Source organism: Streptomyces sp. NBC_00086 (genome assembly GCF_026343255.1).
Lineage (GTDB): Bacteria > Actinomycetota > Actinomycetes > Streptomycetales > Streptomycetaceae > Streptomyces.
In genome coordinates this window covers 4,299,591-4,319,313 of record NZ_JAPELZ010000001.1, presented here as the reverse complement: position 1 = coordinate 4,319,313, position 19,723 = coordinate 4,299,591, and the positions used below count along the sequence as shown (strand labels likewise).

General features: G+C 70.9%; 17 protein-coding genes and 4 tRNA genes. 8 read left to right on the top strand and 13 right to left on the bottom strand.

Annotation, left to right across the window (positions count from 1 at the left end; translation table 11 throughout):
• Positions 1-149: 149 nt before the first annotated feature.
• Together OG276_RS19380 and OG276_RS19375 are read left to right on the top strand one after the other, a co-directional pair.
• Entirely contained in the window at positions 150-1,142 is a 993-nt protein-coding gene (locus tag OG276_RS19380) for a DUF4365 domain-containing protein (protein ID WP_266907168.1), read from the top strand.
• Between the two features lie 997 nt (positions 1,143-2,139).
• A complete protein-coding gene (locus OG276_RS19375; RefSeq protein ID WP_266907167.1) occupies positions 2,140-2,418 on the top strand; it encodes a GntR family transcriptional regulator in 279 nt (92 codons plus the stop codon).
• Between the two features lie 473 nt (positions 2,419-2,891).
• Here the strand turns inward: OG276_RS19375 and OG276_RS19370 are convergent, their stop codons facing one another.
• The 4 genes from OG276_RS19370 to OG276_RS40960 all read right to left on the bottom strand — a co-directional run bounded on the left by OG276_RS19370 (position 2,892) and on the right by OG276_RS40960 (position 6,092).
• Positions 2,892-4,463: a hypothetical protein gene (locus OG276_RS19370; RefSeq protein ID WP_266907165.1), complete on the bottom strand. Its 1,572-nt coding sequence runs from the start codon at positions 4,461-4,463 to the stop codon at positions 2,892-2,894.
• Complete coding sequence (locus tag OG276_RS19365) at positions 4,460-5,563, bottom strand: bifunctional DNA primase/polymerase (protein WP_266907163.1); 1,104 nt, start codon at positions 5,561-5,563, stop codon at positions 4,460-4,462. Before OG276_RS19365 ends, OG276_RS19370 begins: the two co-directional genes overlap by 4 nt.
• A gap of 65 nt (positions 5,564-5,628) precedes the next feature.
• On the bottom strand, positions 5,629-5,910 hold the full coding sequence (locus OG276_RS19360; RefSeq protein WP_215146330.1) for an integrase: 282 nt from the start codon (positions 5,908-5,910) through the stop codon (positions 5,629-5,631).
• On the bottom strand, positions 5,907-6,092 hold the full coding sequence (locus tag OG276_RS40960; RefSeq protein WP_353963466.1) for a helix-turn-helix transcriptional regulator: 186 nt from the start codon (positions 6,090-6,092) through the stop codon (positions 5,907-5,909). Before OG276_RS40960 ends, OG276_RS19360 begins: the two co-directional genes overlap by 4 nt.
• Positions 6,093-6,425: 333 nt before the next feature.
• Between OG276_RS40960 and OG276_RS19355 the strand changes: the two genes are divergently transcribed.
• A complete protein-coding gene (locus tag OG276_RS19355; RefSeq protein ID WP_266907160.1) occupies positions 6,426-7,073 on the top strand; it encodes a hypothetical protein in 648 nt (215 codons plus the stop codon).
• Between the two features lie 2 nt (positions 7,074-7,075).
• Positions 7,076-8,689 carry a tyrosine recombinase XerC gene (locus tag OG276_RS19350; protein ID WP_266907158.1) on the top strand — a complete coding sequence of 538 codons (1,614 nt, stop codon included), beginning with the start codon at positions 7,076-7,078 and terminating at the stop codon, positions 8,687-8,689.
• Between the two features lie 34 nt (positions 8,690-8,723).
• Here OG276_RS19350 and OG276_RS19345 read toward each other — a convergent pair.
• The 6 genes from OG276_RS19345 to OG276_RS19320 all read right to left on the bottom strand — a co-directional run bounded on the left by OG276_RS19345 (position 8,724) and on the right by OG276_RS19320 (position 16,578).
• Positions 8,724-8,796: transfer RNA gene (locus tag OG276_RS19345), tRNA-Lys, on the bottom strand.
• A gap of 75 nt (positions 8,797-8,871) precedes the next feature.
• On the bottom strand, positions 8,872-12,123 hold the full coding sequence (locus OG276_RS19340) for a VCBS repeat-containing protein (RefSeq protein ID WP_266907156.1): 3,252 nt from the start codon (positions 12,121-12,123) through the stop codon (positions 8,872-8,874).
• A gap of 163 nt (positions 12,124-12,286) precedes the next feature.
• Positions 12,287-14,725 (bottom strand): DEAD/DEAH box helicase, encoded by a 2,439-nt coding sequence (locus tag OG276_RS19335; protein WP_266907155.1) that lies wholly within the window; start codon positions 14,723-14,725, stop codon positions 12,287-12,289.
• Positions 14,726-15,005: 280 nt separating this feature from the next.
• Positions 15,006-15,488 carry a hypothetical protein gene (locus OG276_RS19330; RefSeq protein WP_266907153.1) on the bottom strand — a complete coding sequence of 161 codons (483 nt, stop codon included), beginning with the start codon at positions 15,486-15,488 and terminating at the stop codon, positions 15,006-15,008.
• A gap of 203 nt (positions 15,489-15,691) precedes the next feature.
• Positions 15,692-16,066: a CrcB family protein gene (locus tag OG276_RS19325; protein ID WP_266907151.1), complete on the bottom strand. Its 375-nt coding sequence runs from the start codon at positions 16,064-16,066 to the stop codon at positions 15,692-15,694.
• Positions 16,063-16,578 (bottom strand): CrcB family protein, encoded by a 516-nt coding sequence (locus OG276_RS19320; protein WP_266907149.1) that lies wholly within the window; start codon positions 16,576-16,578, stop codon positions 16,063-16,065. The genes OG276_RS19325 and OG276_RS19320 overlap by 4 nt, the downstream gene beginning before the upstream one ends.
• A gap of 102 nt (positions 16,579-16,680) precedes the next feature.
• Between OG276_RS19320 and OG276_RS19315 the strand changes: the two genes are divergently transcribed.
• The 4 genes from OG276_RS19315 (at position 16,681) to OG276_RS19300 (ending at position 17,471) form a co-directional block, all read left to right on the top strand.
• A complete protein-coding gene (locus OG276_RS19315) occupies positions 16,681-17,031 on the top strand; it encodes a metallopeptidase family protein (protein WP_266907147.1) in 351 nt (116 codons plus the stop codon).
• Positions 17,032-17,186: 155 nt separating this feature from the next.
• Positions 17,187-17,259 (top strand) — tRNA-Glu (locus tag OG276_RS19310).
• A gap of 39 nt (positions 17,260-17,298) precedes the next feature.
• Positions 17,299-17,372 (top strand) — tRNA-Asp (locus OG276_RS19305).
• A 22-nt stretch (positions 17,373-17,394) separates the two neighbouring features.
• Positions 17,395-17,471, top strand: a tRNA-Phe gene (locus OG276_RS19300).
• Between the two features lie 40 nt (positions 17,472-17,511).
• Here OG276_RS19300 and OG276_RS19295 read toward each other — a convergent pair.
• From OG276_RS19295 to OG276_RS19285, 3 genes are all read right to left on the bottom strand, one after another.
• Complete coding sequence (locus tag OG276_RS19295) at positions 17,512-18,366, bottom strand: cytochrome c biogenesis CcdA family protein (RefSeq protein WP_266907145.1); 855 nt, start codon at positions 18,364-18,366, stop codon at positions 17,512-17,514.
• Positions 18,363-19,112 (bottom strand): DsbA family protein, encoded by a 750-nt coding sequence (locus tag OG276_RS19290; protein ID WP_266907143.1) that lies wholly within the window; start codon positions 19,110-19,112, stop codon positions 18,363-18,365. Before OG276_RS19290 ends, OG276_RS19295 begins: the two co-directional genes overlap by 4 nt.
• A 63-nt stretch (positions 19,113-19,175) precedes the next feature.
• The gene (locus tag OG276_RS19285; RefSeq protein ID WP_266907141.1) at positions 19,176-19,670 is read right to left on the bottom strand and encodes a hypothetical protein; all 495 of its coding nucleotides are present in this window, start codon (positions 19,668-19,670) and stop codon (positions 19,176-19,178) included.
• Between the last annotated feature and the right edge of the window lie 53 nt (positions 19,671-19,723).

Sequence of the window (19,723 nt, the reverse complement as noted above, 5' to 3'; positions counted from 1 at the left end):
ATCCCGCCTCTGATTTGAGCGGCTGGTCCAGGACTCGCCGCTACTACCCAGAAGCGATGACGGCCCTCGTGATCACCAGCCGTTGCGGAAGATCTACCCAGTGTCAGTGGCCGTCGGTATCGTCGACGCACTGACTGTGAGGGGGAGCAGTGGCGACTATCCGTCCGAGCCGTCGCATCGAGAGGGCAGGCGTCAACGCCGTACGCACGCTGCTTGAGGACCACGAGCACATCGTTCAGGAAATCGACGGCGGAAACGACCATGGCGAAGACCTCTTCGTCAACCTCACTCGTAGCGGGAAACGGACCGGCCACTACTTCGCCGCGCAGGTCAAGAGCGGAAAGAAGTACAAACGGGCCCGCGGCTACGCCATCCCGGTGGACGACCACTATGACGACTGGAAGCAGAGCCGCATCCCTGTCTTAGGCATCGTCTACGACCCCGACACGGGGATGATCTTCTGGACGAATCTCACCAAACAGCTGAGGGCGGCCGAACAGCCGCCCTCATGGGTGCAGATACCGCTGAGTTCGCGCCTGACGAGCGAGAACATGCGGGGCTTCGCCGCCGAGGTAGAGGCGTACGTCGACGGCGCCGGGATGCGCGTTCGGGGCGCCACGCAAGAGGAGGCCTTGACCGAGGCGATCAGGGCCAGGAAGGGAATCGACCCTGAACTGGCACCCAATCCCCTGTATGAGGGGTTCGGGGACTTCGCCCTTCGCCATGAGGACAAGATCGCCCAGATTGCGCGGACTCTCTTGCAAGCCACTCCGCTGATGATCTTGGCTCTGGTCATGGTCTTCGAGTGGCCGTATCAAGTGCGCTTCGTCGAGCGGTACTCAGACATCAGCCCAGTCATGTGGATCCTCAACCTCTACATCTTCATGTTCTACATGGCCCTGACGATGTTCTTCGAGTTCCGAGCTGGACGCGTCCCCAAGGAGACTGGGCACTGGCTCGCACTGATCGCCGGCAACTTTCTGTGGATCCCGATTTGGGACCCAGGCGGACACCGCGGCTGGTGGGGAACCCTGTGGATCTTGCTGGGCGCCACGGTCCCCTCATGGGGATACAAGACTCTTCTCGTTCACTTCATCTGGTACGCGAAGGAACGGAGGAAGCGTGCCCAGCAAGCAGCGTAGGCCCACATCCCCTCTGCGCGCCGGCGAGGCTGCATGTGGGCAACCAACCCGCTTGAGGTCCGCGTGGGAGGCACGACTCCTCGGATTCGTGGGCCGTTTCCTCTTGGGGCCGATTCGCGACCTGCGAGGCACGGAGCACGGCGTTCTACGGCCTCAGAACGGGCAGAAGAGGAAACGGTCAATTCAATCTCACGCGAGGTACGACCAGCCCCGTGAGTCGAGCCGGGCATCCGGAGATGGCCCAGCCCCGCCTGGAGGGTCTCCGGGCGGGGCTGGGTCTCGACTTCGAGGCCGCCGTAAATCAGCAGGGCAGCTCTGTCGGCAGGGGGCCGGGGGTGAGGTGGGGCGCGCAGTCTGGACAGGCGTACAGCGTCCGGCCTGGGCCGCTCGACCGCTCGATGTGGCGAACCGCGACGGGGGCCGACGTCAGGCGCCCGCAGCGGCAGCAGGCGATGGCCGTCAAGCTCCCACCGCCATGTGGACCGTACGACCGCCGGGGGGCACCTGCCTGCCGTGGATCACGGCCGGGCCAACATCGATACCGCGCAGTGCCATGTCGAGCGCCCATCGGCGTTCCGCCTGCGCGCGGCGCTCCGGGTCGTCAGGGTGCTTGCGGCGCGGGGCTGTGACGTAGGGGCGTACGGGATTGATCGTGTCCGTGAACGGCCTCTTCTCTGCCGACTCACGGGCGTACGGGCTCCTGTGTTCCGGTAACGAGGAGCGCCGAGGTTGCGGGGACGGGGCGTTGCCCGGCAAGGGGGCAGCTCGGTGCCTCCCGCCAGCGGGGAACAGCAGCACGAGTAAGCGCACAAGGTGCGCGATAAGGTCAGTCACGTTCGTCAGCTCCAGATAGCTGATGGGCCACGCCCCCGGACGTTCGCCGCGTCGCGGGGGTCTTGTTGTGTGGCGACCCTAGCCCTACCTGTAAAAGCCTGTAAAGGGCTGTATAGGCCTGTCAGGGAATGCCGCTGTGCCATCGGCCGGATACCTTCGGCTCATGGAGTACGGGCCGGATGACCAGGTGGAGCGCGACGCACCCGATGCGCCGTTCCAACAGCTCGCGGGGATCTTGCGTGCACGCCTGAAGCGCGGTGACTGGAAAACCAACCGCGCCATTCCCGGCGAGAACGCCCTTGCGGACGAGTACGGGCTTTCCCGTCCAACCGTCCGCCGTGCGATTGCGGCGCTCGCCGACGAAGGTCTCCTCTATGCCCTTTCGGGGCGCGGCACGTACGTGGCGGAACAGAAGCCAGAGGCTCCGGCCCCGGACGCCTGAGGTAGCCCCTGTGGCGATGGGCCTTCCCGCGCGCGGAGGCTGCTTCGACCGGTCGTTGCGTGTGGGGTGCCGGCGTCGCGCGCCTGGGCTGCGTTGAGACGAGCAGGGGCTCGTTGTCAGTGGTGTGCTGTATTCGCGCGCACCCGCGCGCGCAAGTCACGACCGGTCGCGGCGGAGACACCCGAAGGCTTCGGAGGGGACGTTGGGGACGCAGGGGACGCTGTTTCCAGGCTGCTCTCTCTCCTTCCTCCTTCCTTCTCTGACTGAGACAGAGGAGAACGGGTGCGGAGGCGTCCCCTGAGTCCCCCGGTCCCGTGATCCGCGCCGTGCCGCGGGAATCAAGGGGGCGCCTCGAGGATCGGCCTACGTCCCCTTCGTCCCCCCGCCGTCCCCCGTGCGTCCCCCGGACAGGAAAGTGCCCCGGGCGGCTGTTGCCGTTCCGGGGCACGTGATCTGCGCTAAAGGGGGCGCAATCACGGGGTCGGGTGGCGCGTGACGGCGTAGACCTTGCCGTGCTTGTTGCTGCCCGAGGTTCGTGCCACCTGGATACCGCGGGCGCGGAGTGCCGGTGCGACCTGTCGAATGCGGGCGCTCAGAACGGCCGGCGTCTTCGGCCACCCGTCGCCGAGGCCACGGCCATCGCTGCCGAGCTGCCGGTGCAGCTCGGCCATGGTGCCCTGCCAGCCGCCGGGCGGAAAGCCCGGCGATTCGGTCCACTCCCGCAGGGCTCCGGCGACAGGGTGGCCGTCGAGCACGGCATCGTTCAGGGCGTCCTGTGCCCCGTTGAAGGCGGCGAGGCTGTGCCAGCCGGTGACGCGGTCGAGGGCGTGCAGCAGCTCGGCGAAGTCGGCGAGCCGTGGACGCTCGGCCAGGTCCGCCGCGGCGTGCGGGAGATCCGCCCACACGGCGACGGCGAGGTCGAGCAGGGCGCCGAGGATGCGCGGGTGTGCCTGCTCGTACGTGGCCCAGAGCGATCCCGCGGTGCGCCTCTTATGGCGGGGGATAGGCTGGAGTTCGAGTGGCAGCATGCGCTCGGCGAGGTCGTTGCGGAGTGCGCCGAGGTCGATCCCGGTGAGCAGTACGGGGCGCTGGTAGGTCAGCACGTTCACGTCGTCGTCGGTGTAGAGGGCTCGGGTCACCTGCGCGTCGCCCGTAACGATGCGGCACAGGGCGTCGGACAGCCAGCCAGGCAGCCCGGAGAGGTTGTCGAGGGCGAGCACCCATCCGGCCGCGGTGGTCGGGCCGAGGTCGCGCAGGTTCTCGGGCGCCTGTCGCAATGGAGCGCGAGCACCCTCGATGATCCCCGCGAGCATCTGGCCCGAGGTGCTCTTGCCCGTTCCCTGCTCGCCAGTCAGGTATGCGATCGGGCGCGGCATCTCCGGGCGCAGCGCGGCCAGCAGCCAGCCGACCGCGAGCGGCAGCGTCTCCGGCGTGAACGGCAGCAGCTCGGCGAACTCCTCGATGCCCTCGCGCCAGCCGCCGGCGGAGCGGTCCGGGCGAGGCAAGGAGCGAACCAACTTGCTGCGCCGCCATATCGGCCCAGTCTCCGGGTCCGGGGACGTCAGCGCCCATCCGTCCGGGGCAAGGCGGACAGACTCCCCGTCCGGGCGGCCGAGGTCGAGCCAGGACACTGCCGTGTCCTCGGGGTCTGCGGCGACGCGCAGGTGCAGTTCGGTCTCGGGGGCCCGCATGGCGAGCGCGTCGAGGGCGGCGAGCGTGTCGGCGAGCGCGGTCTGCGACGGCGTTCGGTCGTGTTCGGTGACGTAGGCGTAGGTCAGGTGCTGGCGCAGGCTTCCGGTCCCCGTGTGCGCGGCGGCGCGCAGCGGCACGGCGATGGGCGGGCCGTCGTACGGGACTGCGTACGGGGCGCCGTTGTGATGCAGGTACCGGAACCGGTTTTGCCCGAGCACGCGCAGTACCTCGGCCTGCGGGGGCTGTCGTTCCTGTTTCGGGGCACGTTGCTGTTCCGTGCCCGCACCCTGCACAGGGAAGGGCACGACGGAGCGAGCAGCGGCGGTCGGGTTGAAGGTCGGGACATGGGTCACGCGGCAGCTCCGGTGAGGGTGCGGGGGTACCGCTCGCCGGCCGACAGTCCGGAGCGGATCGCGGCCTCAGCCTCACGGTCGGGCAGTCCGGCGTGGCGCGCGGCGTCGCGGAGCACGTCGGCGAGCTGGGCGCGGTCGAGCTGGCCGACGGCGCGCAGCGTGCCGAGGTTGAAAGCGGCACGGTTGAGGGTCTCGTTACGGGTGCCAGCCTGCGCCTCAGCGACGGCGCGCAGCTCGCCCTCGATGGCAGCGGCGACGTACCCGCCGCCCACGGTGTGGGAGCGCCAGGGCAGTGCGGTGCGGGGTCGCTCGGGGCGTACGCGGTGCCCGGTGCGGTCGAGGTCCCGCGCCAGCCAGACGGGCAGCTCGGCGACCGTACGGCAGTCGCCGAGCGCGGTGTACGCGCCGGCACGAGTGGACGTGCCGGGCGCCACCGCGTATGAGGACCCCGCGCGCACATCGAGCTGCCAGCCCAAGGCACCGGCGAGCGGGCGCCACGTCGTACCGGCCGGGGCACGGAACCAGTAGTGCACGCCGCCCGAAGGAGTGTGCACGGTGAGCGTCTCCGGCCCACAGCCGGGCAGCGTCGCGCGCCGCGCCTCGACGAGCAGGGCCAGCGTGTCACGACCGTCCGCAACACTGCCAGGCGCGATGTCATAGGGCAGGTCGACGCCGGGGAGAAGGGCCTCCGGGTCAACGGGGGCATCTCCCTCGTGGCTGTCCACATCAAGGATGACCAGCCCGGACGGCCCTGCTGCGATTCCCACGCCGGCAGCTGGCAGACGGTTCCACCAGGCCACGATCAGGCTGGGGTCGTTGGTCGCGGCGAGGACACCGTGGCAGGGACGGCCAGCGGCGACGCAGGGGCAGGCGTGCCCATCATGCTCGGTGTACTGCCGGTTGGGCCGCTGCTTGGTCCCAGGAGAACACCGGTCACATCCGCGGACGGGAATCTTCGTTCCCGGCGTAAGCGGATGGACGTGCCAGCCCTGCGCGGCGGCCCAGAGAGCGACGCGCAGGGGGTTCGGTGCGGTGGGCCGGGAACGGGCCGCCAATAGGTCGGACTCGATCGTGCTGGGGAGCTGGATAGGCTCCTGCATGTAGAGGTCTCCTTGCGGCGGCACGGGGCGGGCTTCGTCGTTCGCACCCCGTGCCGTCGTGCTGTTCAGGCTTGGACAGAGCTGGAGAGTTCGAGGGCTCCGGCGGATGCGCCAACATCCGTGCGGAGCCCGGCCTCTTCCTGCGGACGGATGCCGAGTGCTACGTGCAGCTCGGCGGTGACGACCCGCAGTGCGCGGCCGAGCCGCATAGTCCGCACCGGCAGCTCTCCCCGCTTCGCCAGGGTGTACGTCGTGCTGCGCTTGAGTCCGAACGCGCGGCCGGCAGTCTCAAGGTCGACGGTCGCCGGAAGGGCGAGCAGCTCGGCTCGGGTGAGGGCGCCGCTCATGCCACCTCGTCTCGGTGAAGCCTGTGCTGGGCCAAGTCTTCGAGGACCCGCGCATAAGCGAGCGCGGCCTCTCCCCTCGGGCTTCGCTTCCCACGTTCCCAGCGCCAGACCGTCGACGGGTCCACCCCGCACAGGTCCGCGATCTCCGACAGCGACAGCCGAGCGGCGGCACGGGTGCGCATCGCTGCCCCCGAGGCAGCGTCGGCCCGTACCTGCGCAAGACGCAGGACATCAGTTCTGATCATGGACCGAGCCTAGCCGATACCTTGCCTCAACTCCACAGGACTTCTTTACCCCGTGGCAGATAATGAACTTTGCCGACAGGCAAGGTTAGATAGGGAAAGAGAAGGACTGAGAAGGAAGATGAGAGACCAGATGAGACTTGATGAGCACAAACAAGGAGAGACCGGGAAAGCGGGATGGAGTCCATGAGCGCGGGAGAGGGAACGAGCGGGACAGTCATCCTTGCCACTTCCTTGCCCTTCAGGCAGGATTAAGGCATGCAGAATGATGGAGTGCCCGATGGATGGGACTACGTAGCCACCCCCGGCTGGCCCTACGACCAGTTCCGCGGGGAACCGCCTCTCGTCGATCTCGGGCACCTGAAGATGCCGAGCCACTTCACCGGTATCGCCGTGGGGAAGAAGGTCCGCGCCACGGTCGCGCTGTGCTTCCGCGCCGACCCCCAATCGGGCGTGCAGCTGGTGTCCGTCATGACCGGGGACACGGGAGCCGACTTCGGTCTCGAAGCGGTTCTCGGAGCGGCAGGGATCGCGACGTGGAAGCACGCCGCGTTCATGCAGCTGGTGAACAGCTCGGCCACCGAATGGCTCGGGGAGATCCTTGCCCCTCAGGCCGACCAGTCGGCCTCCGCGTTCGAGCGGAAGAAGGAAGAGGCACGGCGCCTGCTGGCCCCGCTGTTCGCCCTGCTGCCGTCGCAGCAGACACCTGGGCAGCGCCGCAGCCTCACCCCGGACCACCTGACCAACGTGGCCGAGGTCTACCGAGAGGCGCACAAGCAAGGCCGGCCGCCCACCGTCGCGGTCGCCGAGCACTTCGGCGTCTCGCACTCCGCTGCCGCGAAGTGGGTCGGGGCGGCACGCAAGCAAGGTCAGTTGGGGCCCGTGGCGAAGGGGTCGCGGGGATCTGTTGAGGGGGACTGAGATTGAACGGGTCGACTCACCGGCGGTGCAACTGCCGGGACCAGGAGAGCGGGAAGCTGCTCGGGAGTAAGTGCCCGAAACTCAAGGGCAAGCGCCACGGGGCGTACAGGCTGCGGCAGGAGCTCCCGCCCACCAGCGAGGGCACGCGGCGCTCGTTCACCCGTGGCGGCTACGAGTCGAAGGGGGAAGCCCAGGCCGACCTGGACCACATACGGGCCCTGCTCGCCCTGGCCGATTCGGACGACGACGAGGGCCGCGAGCGCATCGTCGAGCTGCTGGCCAAAGTGGCGCAGGACAAGGCTCCGCTACCGGACCTCGAAGAGACGCGGCGCCGGCTCCACACCACGCAGTCGCTCACCATCCGAATCACGGTCGGCGAGTGGCTCGACACCTGGCTCGCGGCGAAGAAGACCCGGAAGACCACGACCAACGGGTACGCCTCACACATCAAGGTTCACCTGAAGCCGCGCATCGGGCACCTGCGGCTGGACCGGCTCAACGTCGGGCACCTCGTGGAGATGTTCGACGCCATCGGCGACGAGAACGAGGTGATCGCGGCCGAGAACCAGGAGCGCCGTGATCAGATCGCGCGGTGCAAGCCGAGCAAGGCTGGGCGCCCTGTTGCCGCCGAGCGGGCCAAGCTGGCTCTGGAGAAGGAGAAGCTCGCCGAGATGAAGCCGTTCCGGAAGCTCACGGGTCCTGCGACCCGTCAGAGCATCCGGCGGACGCTGCGGGCCGCGCTGAATGCCGCGATTGCTCGGCAGCTCGTCACCTTCAACCCGGCCGCGCACGTAGAGCTTGAGTCGGGCAAGCGGCCCAAGCCGCTCCTGTGGACAGCTGAGCGCGTGGAGCGGTGGCTGGAGACCGGCGAGAAGCCCAGCCCGGTCATGGTGTGGATGCCGGCGCAGCTCGGGGCCTTCCTCGACCACGCGTCAGACCACCGGCTGTACGCGTTCTTCCACCTGATCGCGTTCCGCGGTCTGCGGCGCGGCGAGGGCGTCGGCCAGGACTGGACGCACGTGAACCTGGACGCCGGGCTCCTCACCGTCGCGAGCGAGATCGTGCAGGACGGATGGACGCCGTACGAGTCGGAGCCGAAGACGGACTCCAGCGCGAACACCATCGGCCTGGACAACGACACCGTGGCCGTTCTGCGGGCGCACAGGGTCCGCCAGAACAAGGAGCGCCTCAAGTGGGGGAAAGGCTGGCAGAACACGGGGAAGGTCTTCACCAAGGAGGACGGCACCTGGCTGCATCCGGGCACCGTCTCCAAGGAGTTCCGGCGCCTCTACGAGGAGATCGGCCTGCCGCCCATCAACCTCCGGGACCTGCGCCACGGGACGGCGACCCTCACGCACGCCGGCGGTGGCGACCTCCACACCATCAAGGAGACGCTGCGGCACTCCACCATCACGCTGACTTCGGACACGTACACGAGCCTGCTGCCCGAGGTCGACAAGGCCGCAGCTGAGGCAGCTGCCCGGCTCGTCCCGAGAGCACGTCCGGCCGTGGCGGCGAACGGGAGTTCCAGCACCGCCGCTCCCGCATCGCTCCCGCACGGGGTCCCGAACGACGAAGCGCCTCGATCGGCCGAAGCCAATCGAGGCGCTAAGTAGCAGGTCAGAGGGGTTAACCCCCGCCTGCGAGCAGTAGGCCATGTCGGACTCGAACCGACAACCAACGGATTAAAAGTCCGCTGCTCTGCCAATTGAGCTAATGGCCCTCGGTGTGCTCACCCCAGAGCATAGCCGCAGAGCGCCGGACAGCCGATGGGGTATCGGCTGTCCGGACCGTGTCATCAACTCAGACTCGCGTACGCCCCCCAGCCGTCGCCGATCTTCACGCGTGCCTCGAACCTGCCGTTGCCCCGCCCGGCGTAGCGCCACAGGACCCCCGACGTGTCCCGCGCCACCAGGTCGGACTTGCCGTCACCGGTGATGTCGCCAACGCCGACGACCGCGTTGAAAATGTTCCAGCCCGTACCGATCTGGACCGGGGCGGCCGGTTTGCCGTCGGCCCCGCCGGCGTAGAACCACAACTTCCCGGCCGGGTCCCGGCCCAACAGGTCGCCGCGGCCGTCTCCGTTCAGGTCGCGCGCACCCGTGAGCCGGTACCCCTTCAGGCCCTCGGCCACCAGCACCTTCGCTTCCAGCCGGGTGCCGTTGAGCGCGTACAGGAACAGGTGGCCCGTGGCGTCGTTCTTGGCCAGCAGATCGGCCCGCCCGTCACCCGTGAGGTCCCCCGGGGAGACGAGCGTGTCGTACGTGTTCCAGCCGCCAGCCCCGACCACCGTGTACGGCGAGGCCGGCTTCAACGGGTTCCCGCAGCCGGGGCGGTAGGCCCGCAGTTCACCGGCCGCCATCCGCACGAGCACGTCGTTGCAGCCGTCCTCGTCCACGTCGCCGAACGGCAGTACGGCGTTGGCCGCGTTCGCGCCGGTCCAGCCGCTACCGGAGACGGCCGCGCCGAAGGCGCCCGCGCCGCCCGGACGGAACTCGGCCGTCCCGTCGGCCTTCAGCCCGAACAGGTCGCCGTTCCCGTCCCCGACGTGGTCCCGGGGCGGCCTCGCCCCGGCCCCGGAGAGCGAAACGGCCCCCGAGACGATGAGGTCGGCGCCCAGCCCGTCGGCGGGCTTGGCGGTCAGCGCCCAGTCGTACGCGCCGCTGTACAAGAGCTTCCCGAAGGCGTCCTTGCCGTCCCAGGTGGGGGCGATGAGGCCGCGCGCCTCGCCGCCCCTGCGCACGACGGTCAGGACGCCCGTCGCCCGGTCCCGGACCTTCAGCGTCCACGAGGCGGCGGGCTTGGACAGCCACCACTTCCCGGTCCACGTCTGTGCGGGCACCTTCTTGAGGTCCAGTACGGCGGCGGGCGCCACCACGTCGATCCCAGTCAACGGGGAGGCCGCCACGCCGGTCGGCACGATGTGCACGCGCTCCGCGTCGTCCACGTAGGCGACGTGGCCGCCGAAGCGGTCGACCGTCCAGCCGGTGCGGCGCCCGATGGACGCGCCCAGCGCGGCCTTGCCCACCAGCACCCGCGTGGGCAGCGTCTTGCCGGCCGCCGGCACCCCGCCGGTCAGGTCGGTCAGTTCGAGCCCCGTGGTCTCCGTACGGCGCACCAGATAGCCGTCCCCGAGGAGCGCGGGATCGGCGGGCACCGCCACCGCCTTGCCGGAGGTCTGGTCGAAGAGGCCGGCCGCGGCCGGCTTGCCCGCGTCCGCGTCCTTCGGGCAGGCCCAGTAGACCCAGCGGCCGACGGCCTGGAGCGCGTTCGGCATGCAGCCGTCGAGCGTCTTGAAGACCTTCTGCGCGGCGCCTCGGGGCAGGTCCTGCCGGCTGATCGTGCCGTCCGCCGTGGAGCCGCTCCAGAGGGTGGAGCCCCAGACCGCGGAGGCCACCTTGTCGCGCTTGATCAGCACGGATCCGGAGGAGGGCTCCTTGAACTCGGTCACGTACTGGTTGCCGGAGGAGAGCCCCGCGACGATGCCGAAGCGGCCCGACAAGTCGGTGAGCGCCGGGCTGTCCTCTCCGGTGGTGACCCTGGGACCCCAGCCGGTGGCGCCGGACGGGAAGAGGACCGTGCCGCCCTGCTCTGTGGGATTGAGGCGGCCGTGGTTGCCGTCTCCGGAGGAGAACATGGCCAGGCAGCGCTTGCTGTCCCAGCTCCAGCAGCCCCCGTCCTCACCGCCGGTGGGCCGGTCGACCGTACTGGAGAGGACCGCGGGCGTACCGGGGCCGGTGCTCAGCCGTGCGGTTCGATAGGTTCCGATGATGGTCGCGGGCTCGTACACGGTGCTGTTGTCCGAGGTGTTCAGGATGCCGCTGCCGAGAGCCAGGCCGTAGACCGAGGCCGGCACCGGCGCGACGGTGGCGACACGCTTCACCTCTGTGGCACCGGTAGCCGACCGGGTGAGCCGGTGGACGGCCCAGGCCACGTCTCCCTGGCTCGTGCTCGACTCCGCGACGGAGCCGACGGCGAGGACCGAGCCGTCGGGAGCGACGGCCAGTTGCAGGTGAGCGGACCCGAGCTCGACGTTGCTGTCGTCGCTGCCCTCCGGAAGGCTCCAGAGATTGCCACCGGTGCGGTCGTCGTTGATCCGCGGGTCCACACCCAGCAGGGTCTCGCGACCGAGCAGGGCGAATTCCGGCTGGTCCGGAGCCGAGATCCCCAACGTCCTCAGAGGTGCGGCATCGAGTTTCGCCCTGTCCAGCACATCCACCCGAGTGCCGTGGCCGTGCAACCGCAGCAGCCCCCGCGGAGCGAGCCGGAAGCCGGTGACCGCGTACGGGTCTTCCGGGTCGGGGCGGTCCGGCAGCCCCGTCGCCTGCCCGGTGGCGAGGTCGATCATCATCCAGCGCCAGGCCCTGCCGGAGGGGACGGACACGGCCTGGCGCACGATCACGGACTTCGCGTCGCCGTCCACCAACCGACTCTCCGCGGCGCCGGCCAGGAGCCCTTTCACCGGGGTGTCACTCGCCTTGCCGGCTCCGCCGGCCTTGAGCAGGTGGTACGCACCGGGCGCGTTCGGGTCGCCTTCGACGGTGACCACGGTGTCCCCGAAGGTGCCCTTGTACGTCTGGCCGGGCGGCAGGGCGATGTCCGCGAAGGCAGCGCCCGCACCCTTCTGAAGGGTCACGTGCGGCACCGGAGTCGCGGAGTACAGGGCGACCGTGTCGGAGCCCGCGCCGTAGTACCCGGGCTCGAAGCTGAACGGGGCCTGCGTGAAGGAGCCGTTGTCGACGTCGTACACGGGCTTGGACGCGAGACGCGTCGCGAGCGCGGTCGTGGTGCCCGTCGCGTAGTCGATCCAGAGCAGCCGGTCGTCGCCCTCCTGGGCGAGCAGCAGGCCCGTCGTACCCGCTTCGAGGATGCGGGTGCCGCGCGGAATGCGCCGCTGGGTCGCGGGCAGTACGGTCTCGGCCGCCGCGGCCCGCACGACCGCTGCTCCTGTCGGTGCCTCCGCCGCCGTGGCCGGTACGGCGGCCAGCGTGACCACCGTGGTGGTCAGCGCGAGCGCGGCCAGTGCGCGCGTGCGCGTTCGTCTCATCATTCCCCCCGGAACTCGGGGGCCCGCCTCAGCGGCGGCCAGCGCCCTCGCCCTGCCCCCACTGCAAAGTCTGCGGAGCCTAGCAACAGGGGCCGACAACGCCGAAAGGGCCCCTACGACGGGTGGTCGTAGGGGCCCTGTCAGGCGATCAGTTCAGCGGCCGGTCTCAGCCGTTGCGCTTCCAGCGGGGCTTGTCGTCGCGGCGGTCGCTGCCGCCGGCGGGACGGTCGCCGCCGGAGCGGAAGCCGCCGCCGGCCGGACGGTCGCCACCGGAGCGGAAGCCGCCACCGGTCGGACGGTCGCCACCGGAGCGGAAACCGCCACGGTCGCCACCGCGGTCGTCACGGTTGAAACCACCCGAGGGGCGGTCGTCACGACGGAAGCCACCACCGGCGGGACGGTCGCCACCGGAGCGGAAACCGCCACCGGTCGGACGGTCGCCACCGGAGCGGAAACCGCCACGGTCGCCACCACGGTCGTCACGGTTGAAACCACCCGAGGGGCGGTCGTCACGACGGAAGCCACCACCGGTCGGACGGTCGCCGCCCGAGCGGAAGCCGCCACGGTCGTCACGGTTGAAACCACCCGAGGGGCGGTCGTCACGACGGAAGCCACCACCGGTCGGACGGTCGCCGCCCGAGCGGAAACCGCCGCCGGCCGGACGGTCGCCACCGGAGCGGAAACCGCCACCGGTCGGACGGTCGCCACCGGAGCGGAAACCGCCACGGTCGCCACCACGGTCGTCACGGTTGAAACCACCCGAGGGGCGGTCGTCACGACGGAAGCCACCACCGGTCGGACGGTCGCCACCGGAGCGGAAACCGCCACGGTCGCCACCGCGGTCGCCGCGGTCGTCACGGCGGAAGCCGCCACGGTCGCCGCCACGGTCACCACGGTCGTCGCGACGGTTGTCACGGCGCTCGTAGTTGCCACGGTCGTCACGGCTCTGGAACGCGGGGCGCTCCTCCGCGACCGGCTCGGCCACGGCTGCCGCGACCTCGGCCTCGGCGGCCTCGACCACCTCGGCGACAGCGGCCTCGGGGTCCTCGCCGCGCTCACGTGCGGAGCGGGCGACCAGGCGGTCGGCCTCCTCGCGCAGCTCGACGGCACGGCGCGACAGGCGCTCCAGCTGCTTGGTGAGGTCGGCGACCTCGCGCTCGGCCTGCTTGGCGGCGTTGTTCGCGGAGTCGGCCTGGACCTGGGTCAGCGAACGGGCACCGGTGATCTCGGCGACCTCGGGGTCGAAGGCGCCGACGCCCTGGACGATGTGGCGCGAAGCGTCGACGCCCGCGTCCTCCATCAGGCGGAAGATCTGGCGGCGCTGGTGCGGAAGCGCCAGCGACACGACGACACCGGACTTGCCGGCGCGGGCGGTACGGCCCGAGCGGTGCAGGTAGTCCTTGTGGTCACCGGCCGGGTCCACGTTCAGGACCAGGTCGATGCCGTCGACGTGGATGCCGCGGGCGGCGACGTCGGTGGCGACGAGCGCGTTGACGTAGCCGTCCTTGAAGTCGGCGAGGACGCGGGTACGGGCACCCTGCGTCATGCCGCCGTGCAGCGCGTCGGCCTTCACGCCGGACTCGATGAGCTGCTCGGCGATGCGGTCGGCGCCCAGCTGGGTGCGGACGAAGATGATGGTGCGGCCCTTGCGGGCGGCGATGGCCGCCGTGACCGGCGCCTTGTCCTTCGGCTTCACGACGAGGACGTGGTGCGTCATGGTCGTGACGTTGCCCTGCGCGCTGTCGACCTCGTGCGTGACGGGGTTGGTCAGGTAGCGCTTGACCAGGGTGCCGATCTCGTTCTCCATGGTGGCGGAGAAGAGCATGCGCTGGCCGCCGCCGGGGATCTGGTCGAGCAGCTCGGTGACCTCGGGCAGGAAGCCCAGGTCGGCCATCTGGTCGGCCTCGTCGAGGACCGCGACCTGGACGTTCGCCAGGGAGCAGGCGCCGCGGTTGATGATGTCGCGCAGACGGCCCGGGGTGGCGACGAGGACGTCGACACCGCGCTCCAGAGCGAAGATCTGGTTGCTCATGGAGGTACCGCCACAGACGACCTTCATCTTGAGGCCGAGGACGTCGCCGTAGGGCTGGAGAGCGTCGGCGACCTGCATCGCGAGCTCACGCGTCGGCGTCAGGATGATCGCGCGGGGCTTCTTCTTCTCGGTGTGCCCACCGGCCAGCGAGGCCAGGGTCGGCAGACCGAAGGAGAGGGTCTTGCCGGAGCCGGTGCGGCCACGGCCGAGGATGTCCTTGCCGGCCAGGGCGTCCGGGATGGTCGCGGCCTGGATCGGGAAGGGCGCGGTGACGCCGTTCTGCGCGAGCTTGCGCACGATGCCGTCCGGCAGACCGAGGTCGCCGAAGGTCAGGGTGGGCTCGGCGTCGGCGTCGTCGGCCTCTGCGTCGTCGTTGAAGTCTTCGGTGGAGTCCTCGAAGGAGTCATCGGACTCGTCGGACTCGTGGTTCGCCACGTCGGCCTCGAGGGCCTCGATGATCTCGTCGGCGACTACGGCCTCGATGGCCTCGGTGACCGCAAGGGTCTCGGCGTCGACGATCTCGTTGGAGTCGTTCTCGGGCATGACGGAACGGTCAGAACTGGAAATGGACATGCGAAATGCGAAACCTTCCGGAGTCTCGGCACGCGCCCAAACTCCGTGAATTCGCAAATCGACCGCCTCAATGCGGTCAGCCACGGCTGGGGAGAGTACGCGCCACGCGGCGCTCTTCGGAGTCGGCGCCGGGCAATGGGATCAAACGATCTATAACCATACGCACCCTCCCCCGGGTCTGGCAAGTCCCACCCCCGAAGACGGCGCTGACCTGCGGAAACACCATCCGCCCGCCAGAGCCTGGCGGGCGGATCGGGCCGGGTCCGAGCCGACATCGGGCCTAGGGCTGGGTGCCCGGATCGGTCGACTCCTCCGGCTTCGGGGACTCCGGAGCCGGTGTGGGTTCCGTCACTGGCGGCGGGGAGACCGGCGGTTCGGAGGCCGGCGGCTCCGGGGTCGGGGAGGCGGGCTGGCCGCCACCGGAGGAGCCGCCTCCACCGGAGCCCGACCCGGACCCGGAACCGCCCGCCGGGGGCTGCTGGGGACCCTGGCCGCCCGCTTCGCCACCCGGACCGGCCGACGGCGAGGGAGCCCCGGGCGGACCGGCCGGCGCGCCCGGGCTGGGGGAGGCCCCGGCCGCGCCGGAGGTGGTCCCGGGGCCCGCGGACTTGCCGTCCTGGTTCCCCGTACCGCCCTTCGAGCCGTGGCCGCCGCCCTGGCTCCCGGCGCCCTTCCCGGACGAGGAGCCACCGCCGGACTTGCCGCCCTGGACACCCGTCGAGGCGGAGGGCCCTGGCTTCGCGGCGTCCTCCCCGACACTCATGCAGCCCGCGGTCGCCGCCACCGCGAGCGCGGCGACCGCGAGGCGAAGCGACCGGGGGGATCGGAGGGAAGCGGAAAACTGGCGCACGGGGCACCTCCGGAACGCTGGCAAAGGTCCGCGATGAGCGGGTCAATGTGCCCAACTCCCTCTGCCCCGTATGGGTCACGCCCCAGTACGCCCCGACGGAGACGGGCGGCGCGCCCTCAGGCGAACAGTTGTCCCGCCACCTGGTGGCCGAGCGTGACCCCACCCAGCCCGATCAGCACCGAGGCCGCCACATTGGCCGCCGCCAGGAACTTCCAGCCCCGCTCGGCGAGGCGCAGCGTCTCGTAGGAGAACGTCGAGTAGGTGCTCAGCGCCCCGCACAGCCCCGTACCGAGCAGCAGGTTCAGCCGAGAGGAGGCGGCCCCGTCCAGCACCGCGCCGGTCAGCGCCCCCAGCACCAGGGAGGCGGCCGCGTTCACCACGAAGGTCCCCCAGGGGAAGACCGAGTCGTGCCGCGCCTGCACGGCCCGGTCGGTCAGGTACCGCAGGGGCGCCCCGACGGCCGCGCCCACCATGACGATCAGCCAGTTCATCCCCGCCCCCACCCCCGGGCCGGGCCCCGGCCGTCACCGACGGCGCGCCGGGTGATCACGGCAGCGGCCCACACGGCGCCCATCGCCCCGGCCACCGTGAGCCCGGCGTACGCCAGCGCGGTACCGGCCTCACCGGCGTCGAGCAGCCGCGCGAAGTCCACGGCGTAGGTGGAGAAGGTGGTGAACCCGCCGAGCACCCCCACCCCCAGGAAGGGCCGTACGAGGGGGTGCGCCGACCGGCCGCCCTCGCTGATCAGCACCATGAGGACGCCGATGAGCGCGCAGCCCGCCACGTTGATCCAGAAGGTCCCCCACGGAAAGGCCCCGGGCGCGGCCGGCCACAGCAGCCCGACCCCGTACCGCGCCGCGGCTCCCACGGCGCCGCCCGCGGCCACGGCAGCGAGCACCCGGCCCTGCGGTTCGGCGCGCTGCGCCGGCACGTGGAGGTCGACGTCGGGGTCGATGGCCTCCGGCCCCCGCGCCGGCCGGGTCATCCGCACTCCGCTTCGCATGTCGCCACCGGGCCATTCTCCCGCGACGGGTCCCGGCCCGCCGGAAACGGGCCGGGGAAACCGGTCCGCCGCAATCGGACCCCGGCACGGGAGAATGGCCTCGTGCTGGAGATGACGCGTGACGCGTTCGAAGAGTTGGTGGCCGAAGCGCTGGACTCGATCCCCGAGGAGCTGACCCGGGTCATGGACAACGTGGCCGTCTTCGTGGAGGACGAGCCCGCCGCCGACGACCCCGAACTGCTCGGCCTCTACGAGGGAACCCCGCTCACGGAGCGCGGCGAGTGGTACGCCGGGGTCCTGCCCGACCGGATCTCGATCTACATGGGGCCGACCCTGCGGATGTGCGAGAGCGCGGAGGAAGTGGTCCACGAGGTCGCCGTGACGGTGGTCCACGAGATCGCCCACCACTTCGGCATCGAGGACGAGCGGCTCCACGAACTCGGCTGGGGCTGACCCCTCAGGCCGTTCCGGACCCGCATCCGCTCCGCCGCGAACCCGCCTCCGGCCCGCCTCGGACCCGCCCGCGGAAACCGTTTTGGCGATCGCCGCCGGGATCCCATATGCTTCTCACGTCCCCGACGCGCTGGAAAGTGCCCGGCGGGCCTTTAGCCCTCATCGTCTAGTGGCCCAGGACGCCGCCCTTTCAAGGCGGTAGCACGGGTTCGAATCCCGTTGGGGGTACGCATTACCGTGTGCGAGACTTGTGCTCGCACATTGCAAGGACCTGTGGAGCAGTTGGTTAGCTCGCCACCCTGTCAAGGTGGAGGTCGCGGGTTCAAGTCCCGTCAGGTTCGCTGAAGCCGGAAACGGTTTCGTGGCTGGGTAGCTCAGTTGGTACGAGCGATCGCCTGAAAAGCGATAGGTCGCCGGTTCGACCCCGGCCCCAGCCACCAGAATCAAGAAGGCCCCGTCCATCGGACGGGGCCTTCTTCGTCATTCCCCTTCCGCGCCCGCGCCCGCTCCGGCCGCCGCCCGGGCCCGCCGGCGCCACTGCGCCAGGCCCGCGCCGGCGGCCGCCACGGCCACCAGTCCGAGCAGCGCCCAGTCCGGAACCGCGTCCGCCACGGCCTGCACCCGCTGCTCCACCGCGAACGAATCGTCCACGTCCAGCACCCCCGGCAGGGCGCTCGCCCCGTCGTAGGCCAGGAACAGCACGCCGAGCAGGATGAAGAACAGGCCCGAGGCGAGCGAGGTGGTGTGCAGTTCGAAGCGGCCGACCGAGAAGGTGCGGCCGCGCAGCCAGCGCCGGCGGCCCAGGTCGAAGCGCTCCCAGAGCAGTGCCAGCACGAACAGCGGCACGGCCATGCCCAGTGCGTACACCGCCAGCAGCAGGCCTCCGTAGACCGGGCTGCCGCTGACCGCCGCCACCGTCAGGATGCTGCCGAGGATGGGCCCGGCGCAGAAGCCGGCCAGCCCGTAGACCGCGCCCAGCGCGTACACCGACAGGGCGGTGGTCGGCCGGATCCTCCCCGACAGCTCCGAGATCCGCTTCGAGGCGAAGCCCAGCCCGAGGATCTGGGCGAGGCCAAGCGCGATGATCAGCCAGCCGCCGAACAGCACGAGGGCCTCGCGGTTGCCGTGGAAGAACCGCCCGGCGTACGAACCCGCCGCCCCCAGCGGTACGAGGGTGCTCGCGAGGCCCGCGTAGAAGATCCCGGTGCGCGCCAGCAGCCGGGACGTGGAGTCGATGGAGTACGCGAAGAAGGCGGGCAGGAGCAGTGCGCTGCACGGGCTGAGCAGCGCGAGGAGGCCGCCGAGCAGGGCGGCCAGGTATCCGGCGTCGGTCACTTCGCGGCCGCCTGCGCCTTGGCCTTGGCGATGGCGGCTTCGAAGGCCGCAGGGGGCTGGGCTCCGGCGATGGGCTGCCCGTTGATCAGGAAGGACGGGGTGGAGGTGACGCCGATGCGGTAGCCCTCCTCCTGGTCCTTCGCCAGAGCGGCCGCGGCCTGCTCCCCGGCCATGTCCTTCTTGAAGCGCTCCAGGTCCGGGACCCCGGCCTCGCGCGCCAGCTCCGTCAGCCGCTCCGCGCCGAAGCCCTTCTCCTTGGCTCCCTCGGCGTACGCGGCCGCGTGGAACTGCGCGAAGCGGTCCTGCTGCCCCGCCGCCCAGGCGGCCTTGGCGGCGGCCTCGGAGTCGGCGCCGAAGATCGGGAAGTTGCGCCACTCGATGCGCAGGGTGCCGTCCTCCACGTACTTCTTCACCAGCGCGGGCTCGGTGTCGCGGGCGAACTTTCCGCAGTAGCCGCACTTGAAGTCGGAGTACTCGATCAGGACGACGGGAGCGTCGGCCCGGCCGGCCGCGAGCTTGTCCCCGGACTCGCGGCGGGCCAGGGCCTTGAGCTGCGCGGCGGGGTCCGTGGCGGATCCGGCCTCCGGAACGGCAGCCGCGGACTGCCGGGCGGCGCCGTCGGTGGTGTCCTCGGGCTTGGTGGCCTGCCAGGAGACGAGGCCGAGGGTGACGGCGGCGAGGGCGACCCCGGCGGAGATCAGCAGGGGCTTGCGGGAGGAAGAGGAGGAGGAAGGGGAGGCGGGCATGCGGGTGCTCCAGAGCTGTGCGGACGGAAGGGTAGGACCGGGTGGCCGATGCGGCCGGTCCTCCTAGACCCGCATCACGGACAGCTCCGGCGGGGACGGCGCCGGCCGGTCGGGCCCGCGTACGAGGGCCCGTACGGGTATCGCCCGCGACGGGACCGCCACCTCGGGCCCGGGCCGCACGGGCGGGGCCTGGGCCTGCGCCTGGTCGGACCCGGCCCGCGCCGGCAGGGCGGGTACGCCGTCCCGGCCGGGTGAACCCGGGGCGCAGGCGGGTCCGGGCGGCCCGGCGGAGGCGGCGAAGGCCGCGACGGGAGCGGCGGAGCCCGGCTCCGCGGAGGCCCCTGCCCGCACGGCCCCCTGCCCGGCGGCTGCGAGGGCCTCGGCGACCGGGACGGCCAGGACCGGGGGAACCGTCGCGACGGCCGGGACGGTCAAGGCCACCGGCGCCGCCGCGACCCGGGCGGTCACCGGAGCGGCCGCCGCCTGGAAGGTCCCCGCCAGCAGGGCCCAGCCCAGCAGCACCGCGAACACGCACCGGAGGCGGCGGCTGCGGGGCATCGTGGGCGGCCTCTCACTGGGACATCGGCAGGAAGGCGACGGGACATCGCCGG